Raw genomic sequence first — 18805 nt, forward strand, 5'->3', positions numbered from 1 at the left:
ATCAGCCGCAGCAGTCCGGGTCCAGGCCCGCCGGCAGGTGTTCGCCGCCGAAGACCGCGCACGTGGCCTCGTGGCCGCCCAGTGCGGCCACGGCCAGGAGGAGGGAACCCGCCGTCCAGGTGGTCAGCTCGCGGGGCCAGACGGCGTCGTCGTCGAAGACGTAGCCCGTCCAGTACAGGCCGCTGTCCGGGTCCCGCAGGTGCTGGATGGACTGGAGGATCTCCAGGGCCCGGTCGGACTCGCCCACCGCCCACAGGGCGAGCGCGAGTTCGGCGGACTCGCCGCCGGTCACCCACGGGTTGGGCACCACGCAGCGGACGCCGAGGCCGGGGACGACGAAGCGGTCCCAGGACTCCTCGATGCGGGCCTTGGCCTCCGCGCCCGTCAGCGCCCCGCCGAGGACCGGGTAGTACCAGTCCATCGAGTAGCGGTTCTTGTCCAGGAAGCGCTCGGGGTGGCGGCGGATCGCGTGCCGCAGCGCCCCGGCCGCCAACTCCCAGTCCGGCTGCGGTTCCTCCCGCTGCTCGGCGATGGCGAGCGCGCAGCGCAGGGCGTGGTGGATGGAGGAGCTGCCGGTGAGCAGGGCGTCCGCCGTCGGCGTGCCGTCGTCCTCGCGGCGCCAGCCGATCTGCCCGCCGGGCCGCTGGAGCCGCAGCACCCACTCGACGGCCGCGTAGACGGTCGGCCACATCCGGTCCAGGAACGTGTCGTCGCCCGTGGACAGGTAGTGGTGCCAGACACCGACGGCTATGTAGGCGACGAAGTTGGACTCGCGGGCCCGGTCGGTGACGTCGTCGTGGGCGCCGTCGGCGTAGGCGGCGTACCAGGAGCCGTCCTCGTTCTGGTGCCGGGCGAGCCAGCTGTACGCCCGCTCGGCGGCCTCGTGCTCACCGGCCGCGTCCAGGGCCATGGCGGCCTCGGTGTGGTCCCACGGGTCGAGGTGGTGCCCGCGGAACCACGGGATCGCCCCGTCCTCCCGCTGCACGGCGAGGATGCCGGCGACGGTCGCGGCGGCCTGCTCGGCGGTGAGGACCCCGGGCAGGACCAGGTGTTCTGTCCGGGGAGTGGTCACCGGCCGGCCGCCTCGGAGGTCTCGGTCCCGGCTCCGGTGCCGACCCCGGTCTCGGTGTCGTCGAGACGCGGCAGGTGCGGCTTGGTCGCGTACACCACGAAGCTCTTGCCGATCAGCGGGTTCAGCGCCTGCTCGGCGACCCGGGTGGCGAGCGGCTTCTTCATGATGTCCCAGACCAGCAGCTTGTGGTACGCCCGCACCGGCAGCGCCTTGTCGTTGTCGACGCCGAACGCGCACTTCAGCCACCAGTACGGCGAGTGCAGCGCGTGCGCGTGGTGGGTGCCGTACGGCTTCAGGCCCGCCTCGCGGACCTTCGCGACCAACTCGTCCGCCTTGTAGATGCGGATGTGGCCGCCCTCGACCTCGTGGTAGGCGTCGGACAGCGTCCAGCAGACCTTCTCGGGGCCGTAGCGCGGCACGGTGATCGCGATGCGCCCGCCGGGCCTGAGCACGCGCACCATCTCGGCGAGCACGCCCTTGTCGTCGGGGATGTGCTCCATCACCTCGGAGATGATGACGACGTCGAAGGAGTCGTCGGGGAAGGGCAGGGCGAGGGCGTCGCCCTCCATCGCCGTGGCGGTGGCGCCCTCCGGTGCCTCGCCGGCCTCCTTCATCGCCGCGAACCACTTGGCGACCTCGCGGATCTCCTCGCCGTTCTGGTCCAGGGCCACGACCTGGGCGCCGCGCCGGTAGCACTCGAAGGCGTGCCGGCCGGCTCCGCAGCCGAGGTCCAGGACGCGGTCGCCGGGGGCGAGCGGGAACCGGGAGAAGTCGACGGTCAGCACGTGGCCCTGCTTTCGGAGGAGACGCCTGCAACACTTGCCGGAGCCGCGGAACGGCCGGGGGTCGGGGCCGCGGAGCGGCTGTCGCCCGCCACGGGGCGGGCGGCGCGGCCGGGGCCCGCGGAGCGGGCGACGGCCTCGCGGTAGTGGGCCACGGTGCCCTCGGCGGCGCGGGCCCAGGTGAACTTCTCCAGCACCCGCTCCCGGCCCGCCGCCCCGAGCCGCGCCCGCAGCTCGCGGTCGCCCAGCAGCCGGGCGAGCCCGGCGGCCAGCGCACCCGCGTCACCGGGCGGTACGGCCAGGCAGGTCTCGCCGTCGCGTCCGGCGACCTCCGGGATCGCGCCGCCGGTGGTGGCGACCAGCGGGGTGCCGGTGGCCATGGCCTCGGCCGCGGGCAGCGAGAAGCCCTCGTACAGCGAGGGCACGCAGGCCACCTGGGCGGAGCGGATCAGGTCGACCAGTTCGGCGTCGGAGATGCCCTTGACGAACTCGACGGCGTCCTCGAGGCCGTACCGCTCGACGGCCTGCGCGACCGGGCCCTCCTGCGGGCGCTTGCCGACGACGACGAGGTGCGCGGCCGGGTGCTCGGTGCGCACCTTGGCGAGCGCCTCCACGAGGAACACCAGCCCCTTCAGCGGCACGTCGGCGCTGGAGGTGGTGACGATCCGGCCCGGCACCTCCGGCACGGCCGGATCCGGCGCGAACAGGTCGGTGTCGGCGCCGATGTGGACGACGTGGACGCGGTCGCCGCGGACACCGAGGTGGTCCACGATCTCCTGGCGTGAGCTGCCGGAGACGGTGAGGACCGAGGGCAGCCGGCGGGCGACGCGCTTCTGCATGCGGGTGAAGGCGTACCAGCGGCGCACCGAGTAGCGGCGCTGCCAGGTGTCGGCGGCGTCCAGCTCCAGCTGCCGGTCCACGGTGATCGGGTGGTGGATCGTGGTGACCAGGGGCGCGCCGATGTCGCCGAGCAGGCCGTAGCCGAGGGTCTGGTTGTCGTGGACGACGTCGAACTCGCCGCGCCGGGCGCGCAGATGCCGGCGGGCGCGCAGCGAGAAGGTCAGCGGTTCGGGGAAACCGCCGGTCCACATGGTGGCCACTTCGAGGGCGTCGACCCAGTCCCGGTACTCCTCCCGCTTCGGGGTGCGGAAGGGGTCGGGCTGGCGGTAGAGGTCGAGGCTGGGCAGCTCGGTGAGGGTGAGGCGCGGGCAGCCCTCGTCGAGGACGGGGTACGGCTGCGAGCCGATCACCTCGACGCGGTGGCCGAGGCGGGCCAGTTCGCGCGAGAGGTGCCGTACGTAGACGCCCTGGCCCCCGCAGAACGGGTTCCCCTTGTAGGTGAGGAGCGCGATGTCGAGCGGTCGCTCGCCGTCGGCAGCGGGTTCCTGGCCGGCACCCGCTTCCCGGGCCTCAGCGGTCACTCCGTGCCCCCTTCTGCCTGCACTGTCCCGCGAGACTACGACGGGACGCTAATCTAGAACAAGTTACAGACTTGATCGTTCAAGAGGCTCTGAATCTACCGGCAGGTAGGGGCGCTGTGAGCAGTGGATCAGGTGATTCGCGCCACGGCGGGCAGCCCGTCGCGCCGGCCGATCACGAGCCCTGCCGACACCCTCACCGACTGTCACGGAACGGAACCCATGCCTGCGGAAGCCAGCACCTCGCGTCCGGCCTCTCCACCTCTCACCGAGCGGCAGGAGGCCCGGCGGCGCAGGATCCTGCACGCCAGCGCCCAGCTGGCCAGCCGGGGCGGGTTCGACGCGGTGCAGATGCGCGAGGTCGCCGAGTCCTCCCAGGTGGCACTGGGCACGCTGTACCGCTACTTCCCGTCCAAGGTGCATCTGCTGGTCGCCACGATGCAGGACCAGTTGGAGCACATGCACGGCACCCTGCGCAAGAAGCCGCCCACGGGCGACACGGCGGCCGAGCGCGTCGCCGAGACCCTGATGCGCGCCTTCCGCGCCCTGCAGCGCGAGCCGCACCTGGCCGACGCGATGGTCCGCGCGCTCACCTTCGCCGACCGCAGCGTCTCGCCGGAGGTCGACCAGGTCTCCCGCCAGACCACCGCGATCATCCTGGACGCGATGGGCCTGGCGGACCCGACCGCCGAGCAGCTCTCCGCGGTCCGGGTCATCGAGCACACCTGGCACTCGGCCCTGGTCACCTGGCTGTCGGGCCGGGCCTCGATCGCGCAGGTGAGGATAGACATCGAGACGGTGTGCCGCCTGATCGACCTCACGGAGCCGGAGCGGGGCACCCACCGCTGACCGCCCGGGGCGAAGAGGGCGAGAAGAAGACCCTGAAGAGGGCAACGGGAAGACGACCCTGAAGAGGGCAAGAAGAGACCTACGAGACGGGTTCCCTGCGCCGGCATGGTCCGGATCAGGTGATGGGGGTCGCCGTCCGGCCTGACTGCTGCCTTCCGGCCTCTCAGCCCTACCGTCGCTGTCGGCCCGGGCGGATGCGTGTGCGTCTCGCCCAAGTCGGCTACTCCGGTGGGACTCCCTCACTCGCCTCGTAGGCTGCTACCAGCATAGAACGGATGACGCCTGACGGAACCGTTCAATTCACACCATTTGCCAACAAGCCGACAGCCTAGTCGACGGGCTCCAGCCCGCTCCAGCTCCGCCCGCCCGCGCTGCCGCCGGCCCACTCCTCCAGCAGGCGGCGGGCTTCCGCCTCGGGTGCCGCAGGCAGGACCCGCCGGGTGCCCGCGTGCGTGCCGTGCTCCCGCTCCACCGTGCCCTCGCTGCAGCAGGCGCACAGCGGCTCGAAGCTGCTCGCCGGCTCGGCGCCGTAGCCGTGCCCGCCGGGGCCGGGCCCGGCGAAAGAGGCCGGTCAGCGCCTCGACGTCGGCGGCCCGGGCCGCGTGCACCGTCACCGTGGACGTCGGCAGGCCGGAGGACTCGAAGAGCAGCAGCTCGACGAAGACCGGGTACTCGCGGCCGCCGACGCCCCGGCGGCCCTTCGGTTCGCCGTCGTGCACCACGACCTCGCCGAAGCGGCGCCCGGCGCTCCCCGGCACGTTCCCGGGTGGGGCAGAGCCGGCCGATCCAGACGACCTCCCGCTCCCCGCCCGTGTCCAGCCGTACGCAGGCGGCGCCGAAACGCCCGTCGATCTCGCCGTCCCCGTCCGGCACCGGGATGCCGAAGCGCTCCCAGGCCCGCCGCGCGGTGGCCCGGTCCCGCTGGATCGTGGCCGCGCTGCCCAGGTTCCCGTACGCCGGGTCGCCCTCCCCGCGCGGGGCCCGGGCGGCGGCCTCGCGGCCCAGCTCGTACGCCTTCGCCCGGTTGCGCAGGAACTTGTGGGCGAGCGCGTCGTACCACCGCACCGGGCTCTTCGGCGCGTCCGGGTGGTGGGCGAGCACCCGTTCCAGGAGCCCGGCCGCGACCGGCCGGTCCTGGGCGTCCCAGGCCGCGTAGGCCTCCTCGATCAGCCGTACGGCCTCGGACCCGCGCGCCGCTCCCCACCCGCTCTCTCCTCGGACCGCAGGAGCGGACCCCCCCGGTCAGGCGCCGACCGCCTTGCGGGTGCCGTACTTCGTGCCGACGTAGACGACCTTCTTGAACAGCACGGCGGTGCGTCCCTTGATGTGCCGGTCGCGGAGGGTGTCGTCGCGCTCGGTGAACTGGGCCACCGCGTCCTTGCCGCCGAGGCTGACGCACCGGGCCACATAGTGCAGCGCGTACGGCTCCGGGGCGCGGCCCTCGGACAGCCGGGCCAGGGCCTCGACCGCGGCACCGGCCTGCGGGGCGGCGGTCTGGCAGCCGAACCGGGCGCCGGGCACAGCCGCGCAGTCGCCGATGGCGAAGATCCGCGGATCGCTGACGCTGCGCAGGAACTCGTCCACGACGACCCGGCCTCCCTCGTCGACCTGGAGGCCGCTGCGCTCCGCGAGCGGGGGCACGCCCGCCACGATGGCCCACAGGGTCAGGTCGGACCCGATCTCCCGGCCCGACCGCAGCCGCAGCAGACCGCCGAACCCCCCGTCCTGCGCGGCCACTTCCTCCACCCCGTCGTCCACGACGTCCACGCCCAGCCGGTGCAGTGCGGCGAGGGCCCGCTGCCGTGCCCGGCCCGACAGGCAGTCGGCGACCGCCGTCGCGACGAGCCGCACCCGCAGGTCGGGCCTGGCCTCGGCCACCTCGGTCGCCGTCTCGATGCCGGTGGCCCCGCCGCCGACGACGGTGACGGTGTTCCCCGCCGGAAGCGCGGCGAGCGCGGTCCGCGCCTGCTCCGCGCCCTCCCAGGTGCCCACCGGAACGGTGCCCGGCAGCGGTCGCACCGTGCTGCCCACGGCGAGGAAGAGGTGGTCGAACCCGATGCTCTCCCCGTCGGCGAGGGTGACGAGTCCGTCGCCGATCTTCTCCACGGTCCCGATCCGCGACGTGATCCCGGCCCGCAGCACCGACGTGAGCGGCGTGGCCGCCTCCGCGGTCCCGGCGACCTGCTGGTGCAACCGGATCCGCTCCACGAACTCGGGCCGCTCGTTGACCACGGTGACCTCGGCACCCTTCACCCGCTTGGCCACCCGGTTCGCCGCGAACGCCCCCGCGTAACCGGCACCCACCACCACGACCTTCATCTCAGCCTCCCGTCGAAGCAACCTTTCGCACCCGAGACGAGAAAGGCCCCGCGGGCCGTGACACGAGGCGTGTGTGGCCCCCGTCACACAACGGCGGGCCGCTGTGCGGCATCCGCCCGCTCCTACTCCTCCGGCGGAAACACCGTCTCCCCGCTCCCCACGAGGGTGATCAGGATGGCCTCCACCGGGCAGCTCTCGGCCGCCTCCAGGATCTGCTCGCTCGCGTCGGTGTCCGGCGCGACGGGGTGGGACTGACGGGCGGTGTCGAGGCGGAAGCCGGTCGGGGCGTGGTGGAGGCACTGGGCGGAGCCGATGCACACCGACCGGTCGACCTCGACGTGCCAGCGGTCGCCCATGGGCTACGCCCCCGCCGGGAGGTGGATCATCTTGTGCTCCAGGTACTCCCCGTACCCCTCCGGGCCGAACTCCCGGCCCAGACCGGAGTTCTTGTAGCCGCCGAACGGGCCGAGCATGTCCAGGCTGAAGGTGTTGACGGAGTAGGTGCCGGTGCGGACCTGCCGGGCGATGTCGACGCCGTGCCCGGTGTCGGCCGTCCACACGCTGCCGGAGAGCCCGTAGTCGGAGTCGTTGGCGATCTTCACGGCCTCGGACTCGTCGCCGTACGGGATGAGGCAGATGACCGGGCCGAAGATCTCCTCGCGGGCGATGCGCATCGTGTTGTCGACGTCGCCGAAGAGGGTGGGTTCGACGTACCAGCCGCGGTCCAGCCCGGCCGGACGGCCGCCGCCGGTGAGGATCTTGGCGCCCTCCTCCTGGCCGATGCGGATGTAGTCCAGGTTGCGCTGCTGCTGGCGGCGGGCGACCAGCGGGCCGACCTGGGTCGAGGGGTCCAGCGGGTCACCGACCTTCAGGGCGCTCGCCGCCGCCGCGAAGGCGTCCGCGAACTCGTCGTAGCGGGCGCGCGGCAGCAGGATGCGGGTCTGGGCGACGCAGGCCTGCCCGTTGTTCATCCAGGCCGCCGGCACGATGCCCGCGACCGCCGCCTGGACGTCCGCGTCCGGCAGCACCAGCGCCGCCGACTTGCCGCCGAGTTCCAGGGTGACCCGGGTGAGGTTGCGGGCGGCGACCTCCATCACGCGCCTGCCGGCCGCGACCGAGCCGGTGAAGGAGACCTTGTCGACACCGGGGTGGCCGACCAGGTACTCGCCGACCTCGCGGTCGGCGGGGAGGACGGACAGCACGCCCTCGGGCAGACCGGCCTCGCGGGCGATCTCGCCCAGCAGGTACGCGTCCAGCGGGGACTCCGGGGACGGCTTGAGGACGACCGTGCAGCCGGTCAGCAGCGCGGGCGCCAGCTTCGCGGCGGCGACGAACTGCGGGACGTTCCAGGGGACGACCGCGGCGACCACGCCCACCGGCTCGCGCCGGACCAGGAGCGGGCCGAGCACACCGTCCCTGCGCTCCTCGTACGTGAAGTCGCGGGCGACCCGGATCGCCGCGTCCCACACCATCATCGCGCCGAGCGCCTGGGCGAGGACGCTCCAGGAGTACGGCGAGCCGTTCTCGGACGAGATCACCCGGGCGATCTCCTCGTGCCGGGCGGCGATGCCGTCCTTGATGCGGGTGACGACCTCGATCCGCTCTTCCGGGGTGGCGCGCGGCCAGGACCCTTCGTCGAAGGCGCGGCGCGCGACGGCCACGGCCCGGTCGACGTCCGCCCGGGAGGCGTGCGGCACGCGGCCGATGACCTCCTCGGTGTGCGGCGAGATCACCTCGATGACGTCCCGGCCCAGCGGGTCGGTCAACTCCCCGCCGATGAACAGCTGTCCGTGTTCCACGAGCTCGGTCATGACCGGCTGCCTCCCGCCGCACCGCACCGCGCCCACCGCCAACAGTGGCTCGAACGCGCATTTCTGACGCTGTTTCAGAACTGATACCAGTTCTGGTTCAAGTAGTCCACGGACGGGACGGGAATGCCTCTGACCGGCGGTTTCGTGGTGGTCAGGGGCGGGGCCCGGCACATCACGCGGCTCCCCCGCGCCGAGGAGTGCGCAGGTCTGTCCCGCCGCTGAGACGAGGTCCTATCCTGAACCGGCTGCGAGCGGGCGACGGATGAGCGGAGTGGCGTGTGATCGGGGGCCTCGTTGCGCCGGCCGTGTCCGTGGCGCTGGCCGTCCGGTACGTCGTGGCGGCTGCCCGGCTCTGGGGACATCCTGAGCGCGCTTCCGCTGCCGCACGGTCGTTCAGTGTGAGAGGGGCGCCGGGATGGGCCCTCACGCGTGGTGTCGTGATCGTTGCGGCGAACTTCGTCCTGATGTCCGTCATGGTGAGCACGCTGGCGGTGGGAGTCGCGGCCTCGCGGACACGGCGACCGGCCGAGCCCTGGTCGGGGATCGCGGCGGCGTCCCTCGGCGGCATGGTGCTCTGCTGGCTGCTGATCATCCTGATCGGGCTCTTCAACAGGCCGCGCTTCCTGGTACTCCCCTATCTCAGGGACAAGCGGCGGCTGTGACGTGGACGCCTACGGAAACGGGTTCTAGTTTTGGTGGGCCATGGGGGCGGAGGGTGGAGGGGCGGGGATCCGGATGGCGACGACGTTCGATCACGGTGGGGGCGTGCGGTCGGTCCGGGTGCCCATCCCCGACAACCCCCTCGGTCACACGCTGGTGTACGTGGTGGACACCGACCGGGGCCCGGTGCTCGTCGACACCGGCTGGGACGACCCGGGTTCCTGGGACACGCTGGTGGCGGGCCTCGCGGACTGCGGTACGGCGGTCGGGGAGGTCCACGGGGTCGTCATCACCCATCACCACCCCGATCACCACGGCCTCTCGGCGCGGGTGCGTGAGGCGTCCGGTGCCTGGGTGGCGCTGCACGCGGCCGACGCGGCGATCGTGCGCCGGGCGCGGGAGACCCGGCCGGAGCGCTGGTTCTCGTACATGGCGGCCAAACTGACCGCGGCGGGGGCGCCGGAGGAGCACGTGGCGCCGTTGCGGACACCCCGCGCCCGGACCCTGCCCGGCCTCTCCCCCGCCCTGCCGGACCGGGAGATCGTTCCGGGCGAGCTCCTCGACCTGCCCGGCCGCCGGCTGCGCGCCGTCTGGACACCGGGACACACGCCGGGCCATGTCTGCCTGCACCTGGAGGAGGAGCACCCGGCGCGACTCCCCGGGCGTGGACGCCTGTTCAGCGGCGACCACCTGCTGCCCGGGATCACCCCGCACATCGGGCTGTACGAGGACCCCGACGACGCGACCGTCACGGACCCCCTCGGCGACTACCTCGGCTCCCTGGAGCGGGTCGCCCGGCTCACCCCCGCCGAGATCCTCCCGGCCCACCAACACCCCTTCACCGACGCACCGGCGCGGGTGCGGGCGCTGCTCGACCACCACGAGGGCCGGCTGTCCGGCCTCCTCGCCCTCCTCGCCGAACCCCTCACCCCCTGGCAGCTCGCCGAGCGCATGGAGTGGAACCGCCCCTGGTCCGACATCCCCCACGGCTCCCGCAGCATCGCGGTCTCGGAGGCCGAGTCCCACCTGCGCCGCCTGGTGAAGCAGGGCCGCGCGGAGCCGGTGCCGGGGAGCGAGCCGGTGGTGTACGCGGCGGTGTGAGGAGCCCGCTTCCGCTCGCCGCCACCCCCCGGACGTGCGCGGCGGGCGGACCGTTCAGGCGCAGCGACTGTTCAGGCGCAGCGACTGTTCAGGCGCTGCCACCGTTCAGGCGCCGCCGGCACCCTCCGCCCGCTCCGAGGCGATGATCATCTCGGCCAGATCGGCCAGGGTGGCGAGCTGGCGGGCGTTCATCTGCGGAGCCCGGGCGGCCAGGCGTATCAGCCCGCTCTCACGCAGCCGCAACAACGGGTCCGCCTCCGCCTCCAGGCTCTGCAGCACCGGTTGCAGCGCCTCGTGCAGCGCCTCCGACTCGTCCGCCGTGAAGAAACCCGCGGGCAGGCCGAAGAAGCGGCGCAGCCGGTCGGCGTGTTCCAGGCTCGGCATGCCGCTCTTGCGCCACTCGCTCAGCCACTGCCGGCTGGTGCCGGCGATCCTGGCCAGCTCGTCCAGCGAGTACCGCTTGCCGTCCGGGCGGCGCCGGCTCTCCCGGATGAAGTCCAGGCGCTGACGCACGCGTTGGGCCAGGCAGGCCTCGGGGGCACGGCCACCGGAGAGGAGTTCCACGACGACGCCGACGGGGATGCCGGTGCGGTAGGAGAGGCCCGCCACGTCGAGGGCCTCCGGCAACCGGCCGGGACGGCCGGTCAACTCGCCCAGCCGGTCGAGGACTTCGGCCAGAGGGGCGTAGGCGTCACTCACCGAGGTCCCCCCTGGGCGTGTCGTCCGTTCGACGGCTTGGCTGACCGCGAGGCTACCCGTTCGCCCCTTCGGCTACCAGATGCGGCAAGGGTCCCTGCCTGATTGCGCAGCTATCGTTGACAGTTGAGGCCGCTGTGGGTGAGGATCGCTGCACGGAGAGCAAGATCCGACCCACCCCGGGTGCCGCCGATGGGGGAGCGGCACCCGGGGTGTTTCTTGTCCGCCCTCTCCCGAGGAAGGTCCAGGCACCCATGGCGCAGCCCGTCGTGCTCCTCGGGGCCGGCCGCCGGGACTCCTGCGACGAGTTCCCGCTGGCACGGATCGCCGCGGCCCGCCCGGTGGTCCTGGTCGACCCGGATCCGCCCGCCTGGACCCGCCCGTACCTGGCCGGGCACCTGACGGCCGACCCGGCGCGGGAGTCGGCCGCGACCGAGGCGGTGCTCGCGTACGCGGCCGGGCACCCGGTGGCCGGCGTCCTGACCTGGTCCGCAGCGCATCTGACGACCGCCGCGCGGATCACCGCCCGGCTGGGGTTGCCGGGCCTGCCGTACGAGACGGCCGCGGCCTGCGCCGACCCCGTCACGTTACGGGCCCTGCTGCACCGCAACCGACTGCCGACGACGGGCCCCCGGGGCAGGGGAAGCAGGGGAGACGGGGCGGGCACACCGAACGCACGGAACACAGCGGACGCACGGAACACAGCGGATGCCCGGGACGGCGAAGGCCCCCTGGTGTCCGCCGAGGCGGTCGTCCTGGACGACGAGGTCCGCATCGTCGCGCTCACCCGTACGACGCCGGGTCCGCCGCCCGCCCGCAGCCCGCTGCGGCACCACGTCCACGCCCACGACGGGCTCCTGCACAACCGTTTCCTGCGCACCTGCGTGGAACGGACGGTACGGGCCCTGGCCCTCACCCACACGGTCGCGCACATCACGCTACGGCTGACCGCCCGCGGTCCCCGCGTCCTGACCGTCGCCCCGCACCTGCCCGGCGACCTGATCCCGCTCCTGGTCGAACGGGCCACCGGCGTCGACCTCGCCACGGCCGCGGTGGCCCTGGCCACCGGCGACCACCCGGACCTCACCCCCACCCGACAGCGCGCCGCCGCCGTCCAGTTCGCCTACCCGACCGTGACCGGCCGCCTGACCCACCTGCACCTGGACCCCGCCGCCGAACACGACCCGTCCACCGACCACGTCCTCCTCACCCGCCACCCCGGCGACCCGGTGACAGCGGCCCCCCACGCACACGTCACCGACCGCCTGGCCCACTGGGTGACGACCGGTGAGGACCCGACGGCCTGTGAGGAGGCCCTGCGCCGCCTGGCCCGCCACCTGACGGTGACGGTGTCCCCGACCCCGGACGTCCACGCGGCCTAGGGAGGAAGTCCGGCAGCCGGGCGGGGCGCGAGAGGGGCCGTTGCCGTCGCCGTGCCCGTCACCGGAAGAGGAGGCGATCGCGCACGGAGTAGTGCGGTGCCACCTGGATCTCCAGCACGCCGGCGCATTCGCCCGTGTGGAAGTCGACCGTGGCGTGCGTCGCCGACGGGCCGGACGTGAAGGACAGCCGTGTCGCACCCTCACGGAAGACGTCCAGCAGCACCGCACCGCCACGCGACCAGCACACCCTGACCGACCTGGCGAGGACGTCGTAGGAAAGGACGAGCGCCTCCCCGTCGGTCCCGTGCCAGGCGAGGACGCGCGCACCGTTCTCGTCGGTGGCCGGCCACTCGCCGATCGCTTCGAGGACTTCCCGGTCGCCGGGGGCGAGGAACTTCCGGTACATGTCCTGCGTCCTGCCCCGCCCCTCAGACCGTGACCCCCCTCACCCTGCCCCTGTGCCCACAGCCACCCCTCAGCCCCTCCGGGACGGCCGGTAAAGTGGCGGGGGTCGTCATCACACCCGTACGGGGGGAAGCCGGTGTAAATCCGGCGTCGGTCCTTCTCCAGGTTCTCGGCTTGGCTCGAACAGGGGGTACCCCGATCCGTGTACCGCCGCGCAGGCGGTGAGCCGGACCGCCCCGGGCGGGACGTGACCGGCTCGCGTGCGTCGGCGGCCCGCCGCGCACGGCACCGTCGAGGTCTACGGAGCCGAGCCGCCCGGGTTGTCACCCGTGCGCTGCCCGGCTCCCCGCAGGAGAGGCAGTCGCCGACCATGAACGTCCGCCGCAGTGCCGCGGCTCTCGCCGCCGTAGGCGTGCTGGCCGCCGCCGCGCCCGCCACGGCCGCCGACCCGTCCCCGACCCCCAAGGCGACGGTCCCGGCCGGGCTGTACGGCAAGAGTGACCCGACGTACGACGGCGTGTGGCGGCAGTCGCTCACGCTGGTCGCGCAGCGGACGCTCGGCTACCGGCCCGCCACCGCCGCCGTCGACTGGCTCACCGGACAGCAGTGCGCGAACGGCTCCTTCGCCGCCTTCCGCGCCGCTCCCGGAGGACCCTGCGACGACAAGGTCAAGGCCGACACCAACAGCACGGCCGCCGCCGTCCAGGCCCTGGCCGCGACCGGCGGACACGGCGGTGCCGTGGAGAAGGCCGTGAACTGGCTGAAGTCCGTGCAGAACAAGGACGGCGGCTGGAGCTACTACCCGGGCGGCCCCAGCGACACCAACTCCACCTCCGTCGTCATCGGCGCGCTCGCCGCGACCGGCACCGACCCCGCGGACGTCCGCAAATCCGGCAAGTCCCCCTACGACGCACTGCCCGCCTGGTCCATCCCCTGCGACCAGGACGGCGGCGGCGCCCTCGCCTACCAGCCGGACAAGAAGGGCAAGCTGCTCGCCAACGCGGACGCGACGGCGGCCGGTCTGCTCGGCGCGCTCGGCAAGGGCTTCGTGGCGGAGGCCGGCAAGGCCCCGGCCCAGGACGCCTGCGCCGAGGCCGGCCACCTCACCCGCGCCCAGGTCGCCGACAACGCCGGCGCCTACCTGGGCACGGCCGTCGCGAAGACCGGCCACCTCCTCTCCGCCCTGCCCGGCGCCAAGGACCAGCCCGACTACGGCAACACCGCCGACGCCGTCGTCGCGCTCGCCGCGGACGGCCGGACCGAGCCCGCGAAGAAGGCGTACGCCTGGCTGGAGAAGAACGCCGGCCCCTGGGCCACCCAGAGCGGGCCGGCCGCCTACGCCCAGCTGATCCTCGCCGCCCACGCGATCGGCGAGCAGCCGGGCGACTTCAACGGCACCAGCCTGGTCAGCTCCCTCAACGCGCTCGGCCCGGCCCCGCGGATGGACTCCGCCGCGCACAAGCCGGCCGCGCAGGAGGAGGACTCCAAGAGGGGTGTCTGGTGGATCGTCGGCGTCGGTCTCGTCGCCGGCATCGGCATCGGCTTCCTGCTCAGCGGCCGGAAGAAGCGCCGGCCGTGACCGTCGTCCGCCGTACCGCGCCCGAGCACGGGCCCGCGCTCGTCGTGCTCGTCGCACTCGTCGCCGGCCTGCTGGTCCTCGCCTCCGCCGGGCCGGCGGGTGCCGCCGGGTACCGCTACTGGTCCTTCTGGGAGCGCACCGGCGGCCACTGGACGTACGCCACCCAGGGGCCGGCGACCGTACGCCCCGACGACGGCGCGGTCCAGGGTTTCCGGTTCGCGGTGAGCGCGGACTCCGCGGACGCGAGCCGGCCGCGCGGTACGGCGGACTTCGGCACCATCTGCGCGGACACGCCCGCCGCGTCCGGCAGCAAACGCGTCGCCCTCGTCCTCGACTTCGGCACGCGCGCGGACGCCCCGTCCGGTGAGACCCCGCCCGGCCGCCGCACGGCCTGCGCGCGGGTGCCGGCCGACGCGAGCAGCGCCGACGCGCTGGCCGCCGTGGCCAAGCCGCTCCGCTACGACACCAACGCCCTGCTGTGCGCGATCGCCGGGTATCCGCGCCAGGGCTGCGGGGAGCAGGTCTCCGCCGGGGACGCGGCCAAGAAGAGCAGTGCGGCCGACGGGAAGAGCGCGGCGGGGGAGAAGGGCGCGGACGACGGCGGTCCCTCGCTGGGGCTGCCGGTCGGCGCGGCGGTGGTCGCCCTCCTCGCGGCGGCGGCGGTGTGGCAGGCACGGCGGCGGCGCGATGCGTCAGGGTGACCTTCGCGTCCGTGCGGGGTGGTCCGGCCGGACCACCCTGCACCCCGGCGCCTGGTGGCTGTGGGCGGTGTCGCTCGGCACCGCCGCCACCCGCACCACCAACCCCCTCCTCCTCGGCCTCCTCATAGCCGCCTCCGGCTACGTCGTGGCCACGCACCGCTCCCCCGCTCCCTGGGCCCGCTCCTACACGGCCTTCGTGAAACTCGCCCTCGCCGTCCTCCTCGTCCGCGTCGTCTTCGCGGTGGCGCTCGGCTCCCCCATCCCGGGCACCCACACCCTCCTCACCCTCCCCGAGGTCCCGCTCCCGCACTGGGCGCAGGGCATCCGGCTGGGCGGCCGGGTCACCGCCGAGGCGGTCGTCTTCGCCGCCTACGACGGTCTCAAGCTCGCCACCCTCCTCGTCTGCGTCGGCGCGGCGAACGCCCTGGCCAGCCCCACCCGGCTGCTCAAGTCCCTGCCGGGCGCGCTGTACGAGACCGGTGTCGCCGTGGTCGTCGCCCTCACCTTCGCGCCCCACCTGATCGCCGACGTGCAGCGGCTGCGCGCCGCCCGCCGGCTGCGGGGCCGCCCGGACCGGGGCGTACGGGGCCTGCTCCAGGTCGGACTGCCCGTGCTGGAGGGCGCGTTGGAGCGCTCGGTCGCGCTCGCCGCCGCGATGGAGTCCCGCGGCTACGGCCGTACCGCCGAGGTCCCCGCCCGGGTCCGCCGTACGACGGCCGCGCTCACCCTGGGCGGCCTGCTCGGCGTCTGCGCGGGAACGTACGGGCTGCTGACGGCGGAAGGGGGGTCGTACGGGCTGCCCGTCCTGCTCGCCGGGGTCGCCGCCGCGCTCGCCGGACTGCGGCTGGGCGGCCGGCGTTCGCTGCGGACCCGGTACCGCCCGGACCCGTGGGGGCCGCGCGCCTGGCTGGTCACCGGCTCCGGTGCCGCGGTGGCCGCGCTGCTCACGCTCGCCTCCGTCCGCGATCCGCAGGCGCTGCACCCCGGGGTCGTGCCCCTCGTCGCGCCCGCCCTCCCGCTCTGGCCGGCCGCCGCCGTCCTGCTCGCCCTGCTGCCCGCCCTCGTCCCCAGGGAGCACCCGTGATCCGCTTCGAGGATGTCAGTGTGACGTACGAGGGTGTCGCCGAACCCACCGTCGCCGGTGTGGACTTCGAGGTGCCGGAGGGCGAACTCGTGCTGCTCGCCGGTCCGTCCGGGGCCGGCAAGTCGACCGTGCTGGGCGCGGTCAGCGGGCTGGTCCCGCACTTCACCGGCGGCACCCTGCGTGGTCGCGTCACGGTGGCCGGCCGGGACACCCGGACCCACCAGCCGCGGCACCTCGCCGACGTGGTCGGCACGGTGGGCCAGGATCCGCTCGCGCACTTCGTGACCGACACCGTGGAGGACGAACTCGCCTACGGCATGGAGTCGTTGGGCCTCGCCCCGGAGGTGATGCGGCGTCGCGTGGAGGAGACCCTCGACCTGCTGGGCCTGGCCGGGCTGCGGGACCGTCCGATCGCCGCGCTCTCCGGCGGCCAGCGGCAGCGGGTCGCGATCGGCTCGGTCCTCACCCCGCACCCTCAGGTCCTGGTCCTGGACGAGCCGACCTCGGCGCTGGACCCGGCCGCCGCCGAGGAGGTGCTGGCCGTGCTGCAGCGTCTGGTGCACGACCTGGGGACGACGGTCCTCATGGCCGAGCACCGGCTGGAGCGGGTGATCCAGTACGCCGACCGGGTCGTCCTGCTGCCCGGCCCCGGAGAGCCTCCGGTCGTCGGCACCCCGGCCGAGGTGATGGCCGTCTCCCCCGTCTTCCCCCCGGTGGTGGACCTGGGACGGCTGGCGGGCTGGTCCCCGCTCCCCCTGACGGTACGGGACGCCCGCCGCAGGGCCGCCGCCCTGAGGGAACGGCTGTCCGCCCGCTCGGAGACCGGTGCCGCGGCGACGGCGAGTGCGGCCGGTCCGGTCACCGCGGCCGCGGGCGGTCGAGCAGCCGTGGCCGCGGGCAGCCGTGTGTCCGCGGCACAGGCGGGCGCCGGGAGTGCCTCCTCCGGCGGAAGCACCCCACCGGCCCCGGCAAGCGCCCCCGTTCCCACCGCCGCCCCCACGCCCGCCTGGCCCCGGCGCCGGTCACCCGGCACCCCCTCCCCGCGCCGCTCCCTCTTCCGGCGCCGCGCCGCTGACGCCCCGGCACCCCGGCGGCCCCACATCGCCGACGTCCGCTCCCTCTCCCTGCACCGCGACCGTGTCCGGGCCCTGCGGCACGTGAGCCTCACCGTGACCCCCGGCGAGACCATCGCCCTCATGGGCCGCAACGGGGCCGGCAAGTCCACCCTGCTCGGCTCCCTCGTCGGCCTGCTCGCGCCCACCACCGGAAGCGTCACCGTCGGCGGGCTCATCCCCCACCGCACCCCGCCCCAGGCCCTCGTACGCCGGGTCGGTCTCGTCCCGCAGGACCCTCGTGACCTGCTGTACGCGGACACGGTCGCCGAGGAGTGCGCGGCGGCCGACCGGGACGCGGGCGCCGCGCCCGGCACCTGCCGGTCCCTGGTGTCCCGCCTGCTGCCGGGCATCGCGGACGACACGCATCCCCGGGACCTGTCCGAGGGCCAGTGCCTGGCGCTGGCGCTGGCCGTGGTGCTGACCGCGCGCCCTCCCCTGCTCCTGCTGGACGAGCCGACCCGCGGCCTGGACTACGCGGCGAAGGCCCGCCTGGTCGCCGTACTGCGCGGGCTGGCGGCCGAGGGGCACGCGATCGTGCTGGCCACGCACGATGTGGAGCTGGCGGCCGAGCTGGCCCATCGGGTGGTGCTGCTCGCCGAGGGCGAGGTGATCGCCGACGGTCCGACGGCCGAGATCGTGGTGTCCTCCCCGTCCTTCGCACCGCAGGTGACGAAGATCCTGGCCCCGCAGCGCTGGCTGACGGTGGCCGAGGTGCGGAAGGCCCTGGCATGAACCGCCCGCGAACCCGCATCCGTACCCGCGTGCACGCCGTCCGCCTGGGCCCCCGCGCGCTCGCCGCGCTGGCGCTGACCAGCGCGGTCGGTGTGGCCGCCCTGTGCTGGCCCTTCCTCACCCCGCCCGCCTCGCAGGTGAGCGCGCACGCGCAGGACGCGCCGTGGCTCTTCGCGGGACTGCTCATCCTGCTGGTCGCGGTGGTGGCGGCGACGATCTCGGAGTCGGACCTCGGGCCGAAGGCCGTGGCCATGCTGGGGGTGCTGGCCGCGACGGGCGCGGCGCTGCGGCCGATCGGCGCGGGTACGGCGGGGATCGAGCCGATGTTCTTCCTGATGGTGCTGAGCGGGCGGGTGCTCGGCCCCGGCTTCGGGTTCGCGCTGGGCTCGGTGACGATGTTCGCGTCCGCGCTGCTCACGGGCGGGGTCGGGCCGTGGCTGCCGTTCCAGATGCTGTCGATGGGGTGGTTCACCATGGGCGCGGGCCTGCTGCCGGGGGCGGTACGGCTGCGCGGTCGCGGTGAGCTGCTGATGCTCGCCGCATACGGCTTCCTCGCGGCCTTCGCGTACGGCACCGTCATGAACCTGGCCGGCTGGACCTTCATGGACGGCGCCGCGTCGAACATCTCCTTCGTCGCCGGTGCCCCGGTCGCCGTGAACCTGGCCCGGTTCGCCGCGTACTGCGTCGCGACCTCGCTCGGCTGGGACCTGGGCCGGGCGCTCTGCACGGTCGTGCTGACCCTCGTCCTGGGCCCGGCGCTGCTGCGGGCCCTGCGCCGGGCCACCCGGCGGGCCGCTTTCGAGACGGCGGTCACCTTCGACGGTCCCGCTGCGTGAGGGCTCGTGCCATCGCGGTGAGCACGGCGGTGAAGCACCCCACATGACGCAGGTCACCTACGAGGCCCGACCGTAGCCCCCTTTGCCCGTTATGCACCTTCCTGCACCCCTTCCGACCTGCGCATTGCGGCGTGGGTCACAGAGGGGACGTTTCCCTCCCATCCGGCCACAACTAGTAAAAGGGGTCATTGCGGACGGCTTCCGGGCCTGCTTGTCTTGAGGACGTCGCCAGGCGCCACGAGCCCACCCGGGCCGCGGCGCCG

General features: G+C 74.1%; 19 protein-coding genes. 10 read left to right on the top strand and 9 right to left on the bottom strand.

The window, feature by feature from the left end:
- Position 1 precedes the first annotated feature (1 nt).
- From ACZ7N4_RS02120 to ACZ7N4_RS02130, 3 genes are read right to left on the bottom strand one after another with little or no spacing between them, the layout of a single operon-like run.
- Positions 2-1072, bottom strand: coding sequence for a prenyltransferase/squalene oxidase repeat-containing protein (locus ACZ7N4_RS02120; RefSeq protein WP_471352777.1), 1071 nt, complete (start codon positions 1070-1072; stop codon positions 2-4).
- Positions 1069-1857, bottom strand: a complete 789-nt coding sequence (locus ACZ7N4_RS02125) for a class I SAM-dependent methyltransferase (protein ID WP_471352779.1) — start codon at positions 1855-1857, stop codon at positions 1069-1071. Before ACZ7N4_RS02125 ends, ACZ7N4_RS02120 begins: the two co-directional genes overlap by 4 nt.
- Positions 1851-3275 carry a glycosyltransferase family 4 protein gene (locus tag ACZ7N4_RS02130; protein WP_471352781.1) on the bottom strand — a complete coding sequence of 475 codons (1425 nt, stop codon included), beginning with the start codon at positions 3273-3275 and terminating at the stop codon, positions 1851-1853. The genes ACZ7N4_RS02125 and ACZ7N4_RS02130 overlap by 7 nt, the downstream gene beginning before the upstream one ends.
- A 219-nt stretch (positions 3276-3494) precedes the next feature.
- On the opposite strand from ACZ7N4_RS02130, the gene ACZ7N4_RS02135 reads away from it, so the two are divergent.
- Positions 3495-4121, top strand: coding sequence for a TetR family transcriptional regulator (locus ACZ7N4_RS02135; RefSeq protein WP_471352783.1), 627 nt, complete (start codon positions 3495-3497; stop codon positions 4119-4121).
- A 328-nt stretch (positions 4122-4449) separates the two neighbouring features.
- Here the strand turns inward: ACZ7N4_RS02135 and ACZ7N4_RS02140 are convergent, their stop codons facing one another.
- Positions 4450-4593, bottom strand: coding sequence for a hypothetical protein (locus tag ACZ7N4_RS02140; RefSeq protein ID WP_471352785.1), 144 nt, complete (start codon positions 4591-4593; stop codon positions 4450-4452).
- Positions 4594-4932: 339 nt separating this feature from the next.
- Here ACZ7N4_RS02140 and ACZ7N4_RS02145 point away from each other — a divergent pair, with 339 nt between their 5' ends.
- Positions 4933-5277 (top strand): hypothetical protein, encoded by a 345-nt coding sequence (locus tag ACZ7N4_RS02145; RefSeq protein ID WP_471352787.1) that lies wholly within the window; start codon positions 4933-4935, stop codon positions 5275-5277.
- 86 nt (positions 5278-5363) lie between these two features.
- On the opposite strand, the gene ACZ7N4_RS02150 is transcribed toward ACZ7N4_RS02145, so the two are convergent.
- The 3 genes from ACZ7N4_RS02150 to ACZ7N4_RS02160 all read right to left on the bottom strand — a co-directional run bounded on the left by ACZ7N4_RS02150 (position 5364) and on the right by ACZ7N4_RS02160 (position 8251).
- On the bottom strand, positions 5364-6440 hold the full coding sequence (locus ACZ7N4_RS02150; protein ID WP_471352789.1) for an NAD(P)/FAD-dependent oxidoreductase: 1077 nt from the start codon (positions 6438-6440) through the stop codon (positions 5364-5366).
- Positions 6441-6562: 122 nt separating this feature from the next.
- A complete protein-coding gene (locus ACZ7N4_RS02155) occupies positions 6563-6796 on the bottom strand; it encodes a ferredoxin (RefSeq protein WP_471352791.1) in 234 nt (77 codons plus the stop codon).
- A 3-nt stretch (positions 6797-6799) separates the two neighbouring features.
- Positions 6800-8251 carry an aldehyde dehydrogenase gene (locus tag ACZ7N4_RS02160; RefSeq protein WP_471352793.1) on the bottom strand — a complete coding sequence of 484 codons (1452 nt, stop codon included), beginning with the start codon at positions 8249-8251 and terminating at the stop codon, positions 6800-6802.
- Positions 8252-8688: 437 nt separating this feature from the next.
- Here ACZ7N4_RS02160 and ACZ7N4_RS02165 point away from each other — a divergent pair, with 437 nt between their 5' ends.
- Positions 8689-8913 (top strand): hypothetical protein, encoded by a 225-nt coding sequence (locus tag ACZ7N4_RS02165; protein ID WP_471352795.1) that lies wholly within the window; start codon positions 8689-8691, stop codon positions 8911-8913.
- 73 nt (positions 8914-8986) lie between these two features.
- Positions 8987-10012 (top strand): MBL fold metallo-hydrolase, encoded by a 1026-nt coding sequence (locus ACZ7N4_RS02170; RefSeq protein WP_471352797.1) that lies wholly within the window; start codon positions 8987-8989, stop codon positions 10010-10012.
- A gap of 105 nt (positions 10013-10117) precedes the next feature.
- Here ACZ7N4_RS02170 and ACZ7N4_RS02175 read toward each other — a convergent pair whose 3' ends face one another.
- Positions 10118-10711 carry a helix-turn-helix domain-containing protein gene (locus ACZ7N4_RS02175; protein ID WP_471352800.1) on the bottom strand — a complete coding sequence of 198 codons (594 nt, stop codon included), beginning with the start codon at positions 10709-10711 and terminating at the stop codon, positions 10118-10120.
- 251 nt (positions 10712-10962) lie between these two features.
- On the opposite strand from ACZ7N4_RS02175, the gene ACZ7N4_RS02180 reads away from it, so the two are divergent.
- Complete coding sequence (locus tag ACZ7N4_RS02180; protein ID WP_471352801.1) at positions 10963-12090, top strand: hypothetical protein; 1128 nt, start codon at positions 10963-10965, stop codon at positions 12088-12090.
- 58 nt (positions 12091-12148) lie between these two features.
- Here the strand turns inward: ACZ7N4_RS02180 and ACZ7N4_RS02185 are convergent, their stop codons facing one another.
- On the bottom strand, positions 12149-12496 hold the full coding sequence (locus tag ACZ7N4_RS02185) for a hypothetical protein (RefSeq protein WP_471352803.1): 348 nt from the start codon (positions 12494-12496) through the stop codon (positions 12149-12151).
- Positions 12497-12865: 369 nt separating this feature from the next.
- Between ACZ7N4_RS02185 and ACZ7N4_RS02190 the strand changes: the two genes are divergently transcribed.
- From ACZ7N4_RS02190 to ACZ7N4_RS02210, 5 genes are read left to right on the top strand one after another with little or no spacing between them, the layout of a single operon-like run.
- Complete coding sequence (locus ACZ7N4_RS02190; RefSeq protein ID WP_471352805.1) at positions 12866-14074, top strand: prenyltransferase/squalene oxidase repeat-containing protein; 1209 nt, start codon at positions 12866-12868, stop codon at positions 14072-14074.
- Positions 14071-14775 (top strand): SCO2322 family protein, encoded by a 705-nt coding sequence (locus tag ACZ7N4_RS02195; protein ID WP_471352807.1) that lies wholly within the window; start codon positions 14071-14073, stop codon positions 14773-14775. Before ACZ7N4_RS02190 ends, ACZ7N4_RS02195 begins: the two co-directional genes overlap by 4 nt.
- On the top strand, positions 14762-15859 hold the full coding sequence (locus ACZ7N4_RS02200) for an energy-coupling factor transporter transmembrane component T (protein WP_471352809.1): 1098 nt from the start codon (positions 14762-14764) through the stop codon (positions 15857-15859). The genes ACZ7N4_RS02195 and ACZ7N4_RS02200 overlap by 14 nt, the downstream gene beginning before the upstream one ends.
- Positions 15856-17706, top strand: a complete 1851-nt coding sequence (locus ACZ7N4_RS02205; RefSeq protein ID WP_471352811.1) for an ABC transporter ATP-binding protein — start codon at positions 15856-15858, stop codon at positions 17704-17706. Before ACZ7N4_RS02200 ends, ACZ7N4_RS02205 begins: the two co-directional genes overlap by 4 nt.
- Positions 17703-18542 carry an ECF transporter S component gene (locus ACZ7N4_RS02210; RefSeq protein ID WP_471352813.1) on the top strand — a complete coding sequence of 280 codons (840 nt, stop codon included), beginning with the start codon at positions 17703-17705 and terminating at the stop codon, positions 18540-18542. Before ACZ7N4_RS02205 ends, ACZ7N4_RS02210 begins: the two co-directional genes overlap by 4 nt.
- Positions 18543-18805: the final 263 nt, after the last annotated feature.

It is taken from the genome of Streptomyces sp. NPDC107654 (assembly GCF_055639035.1).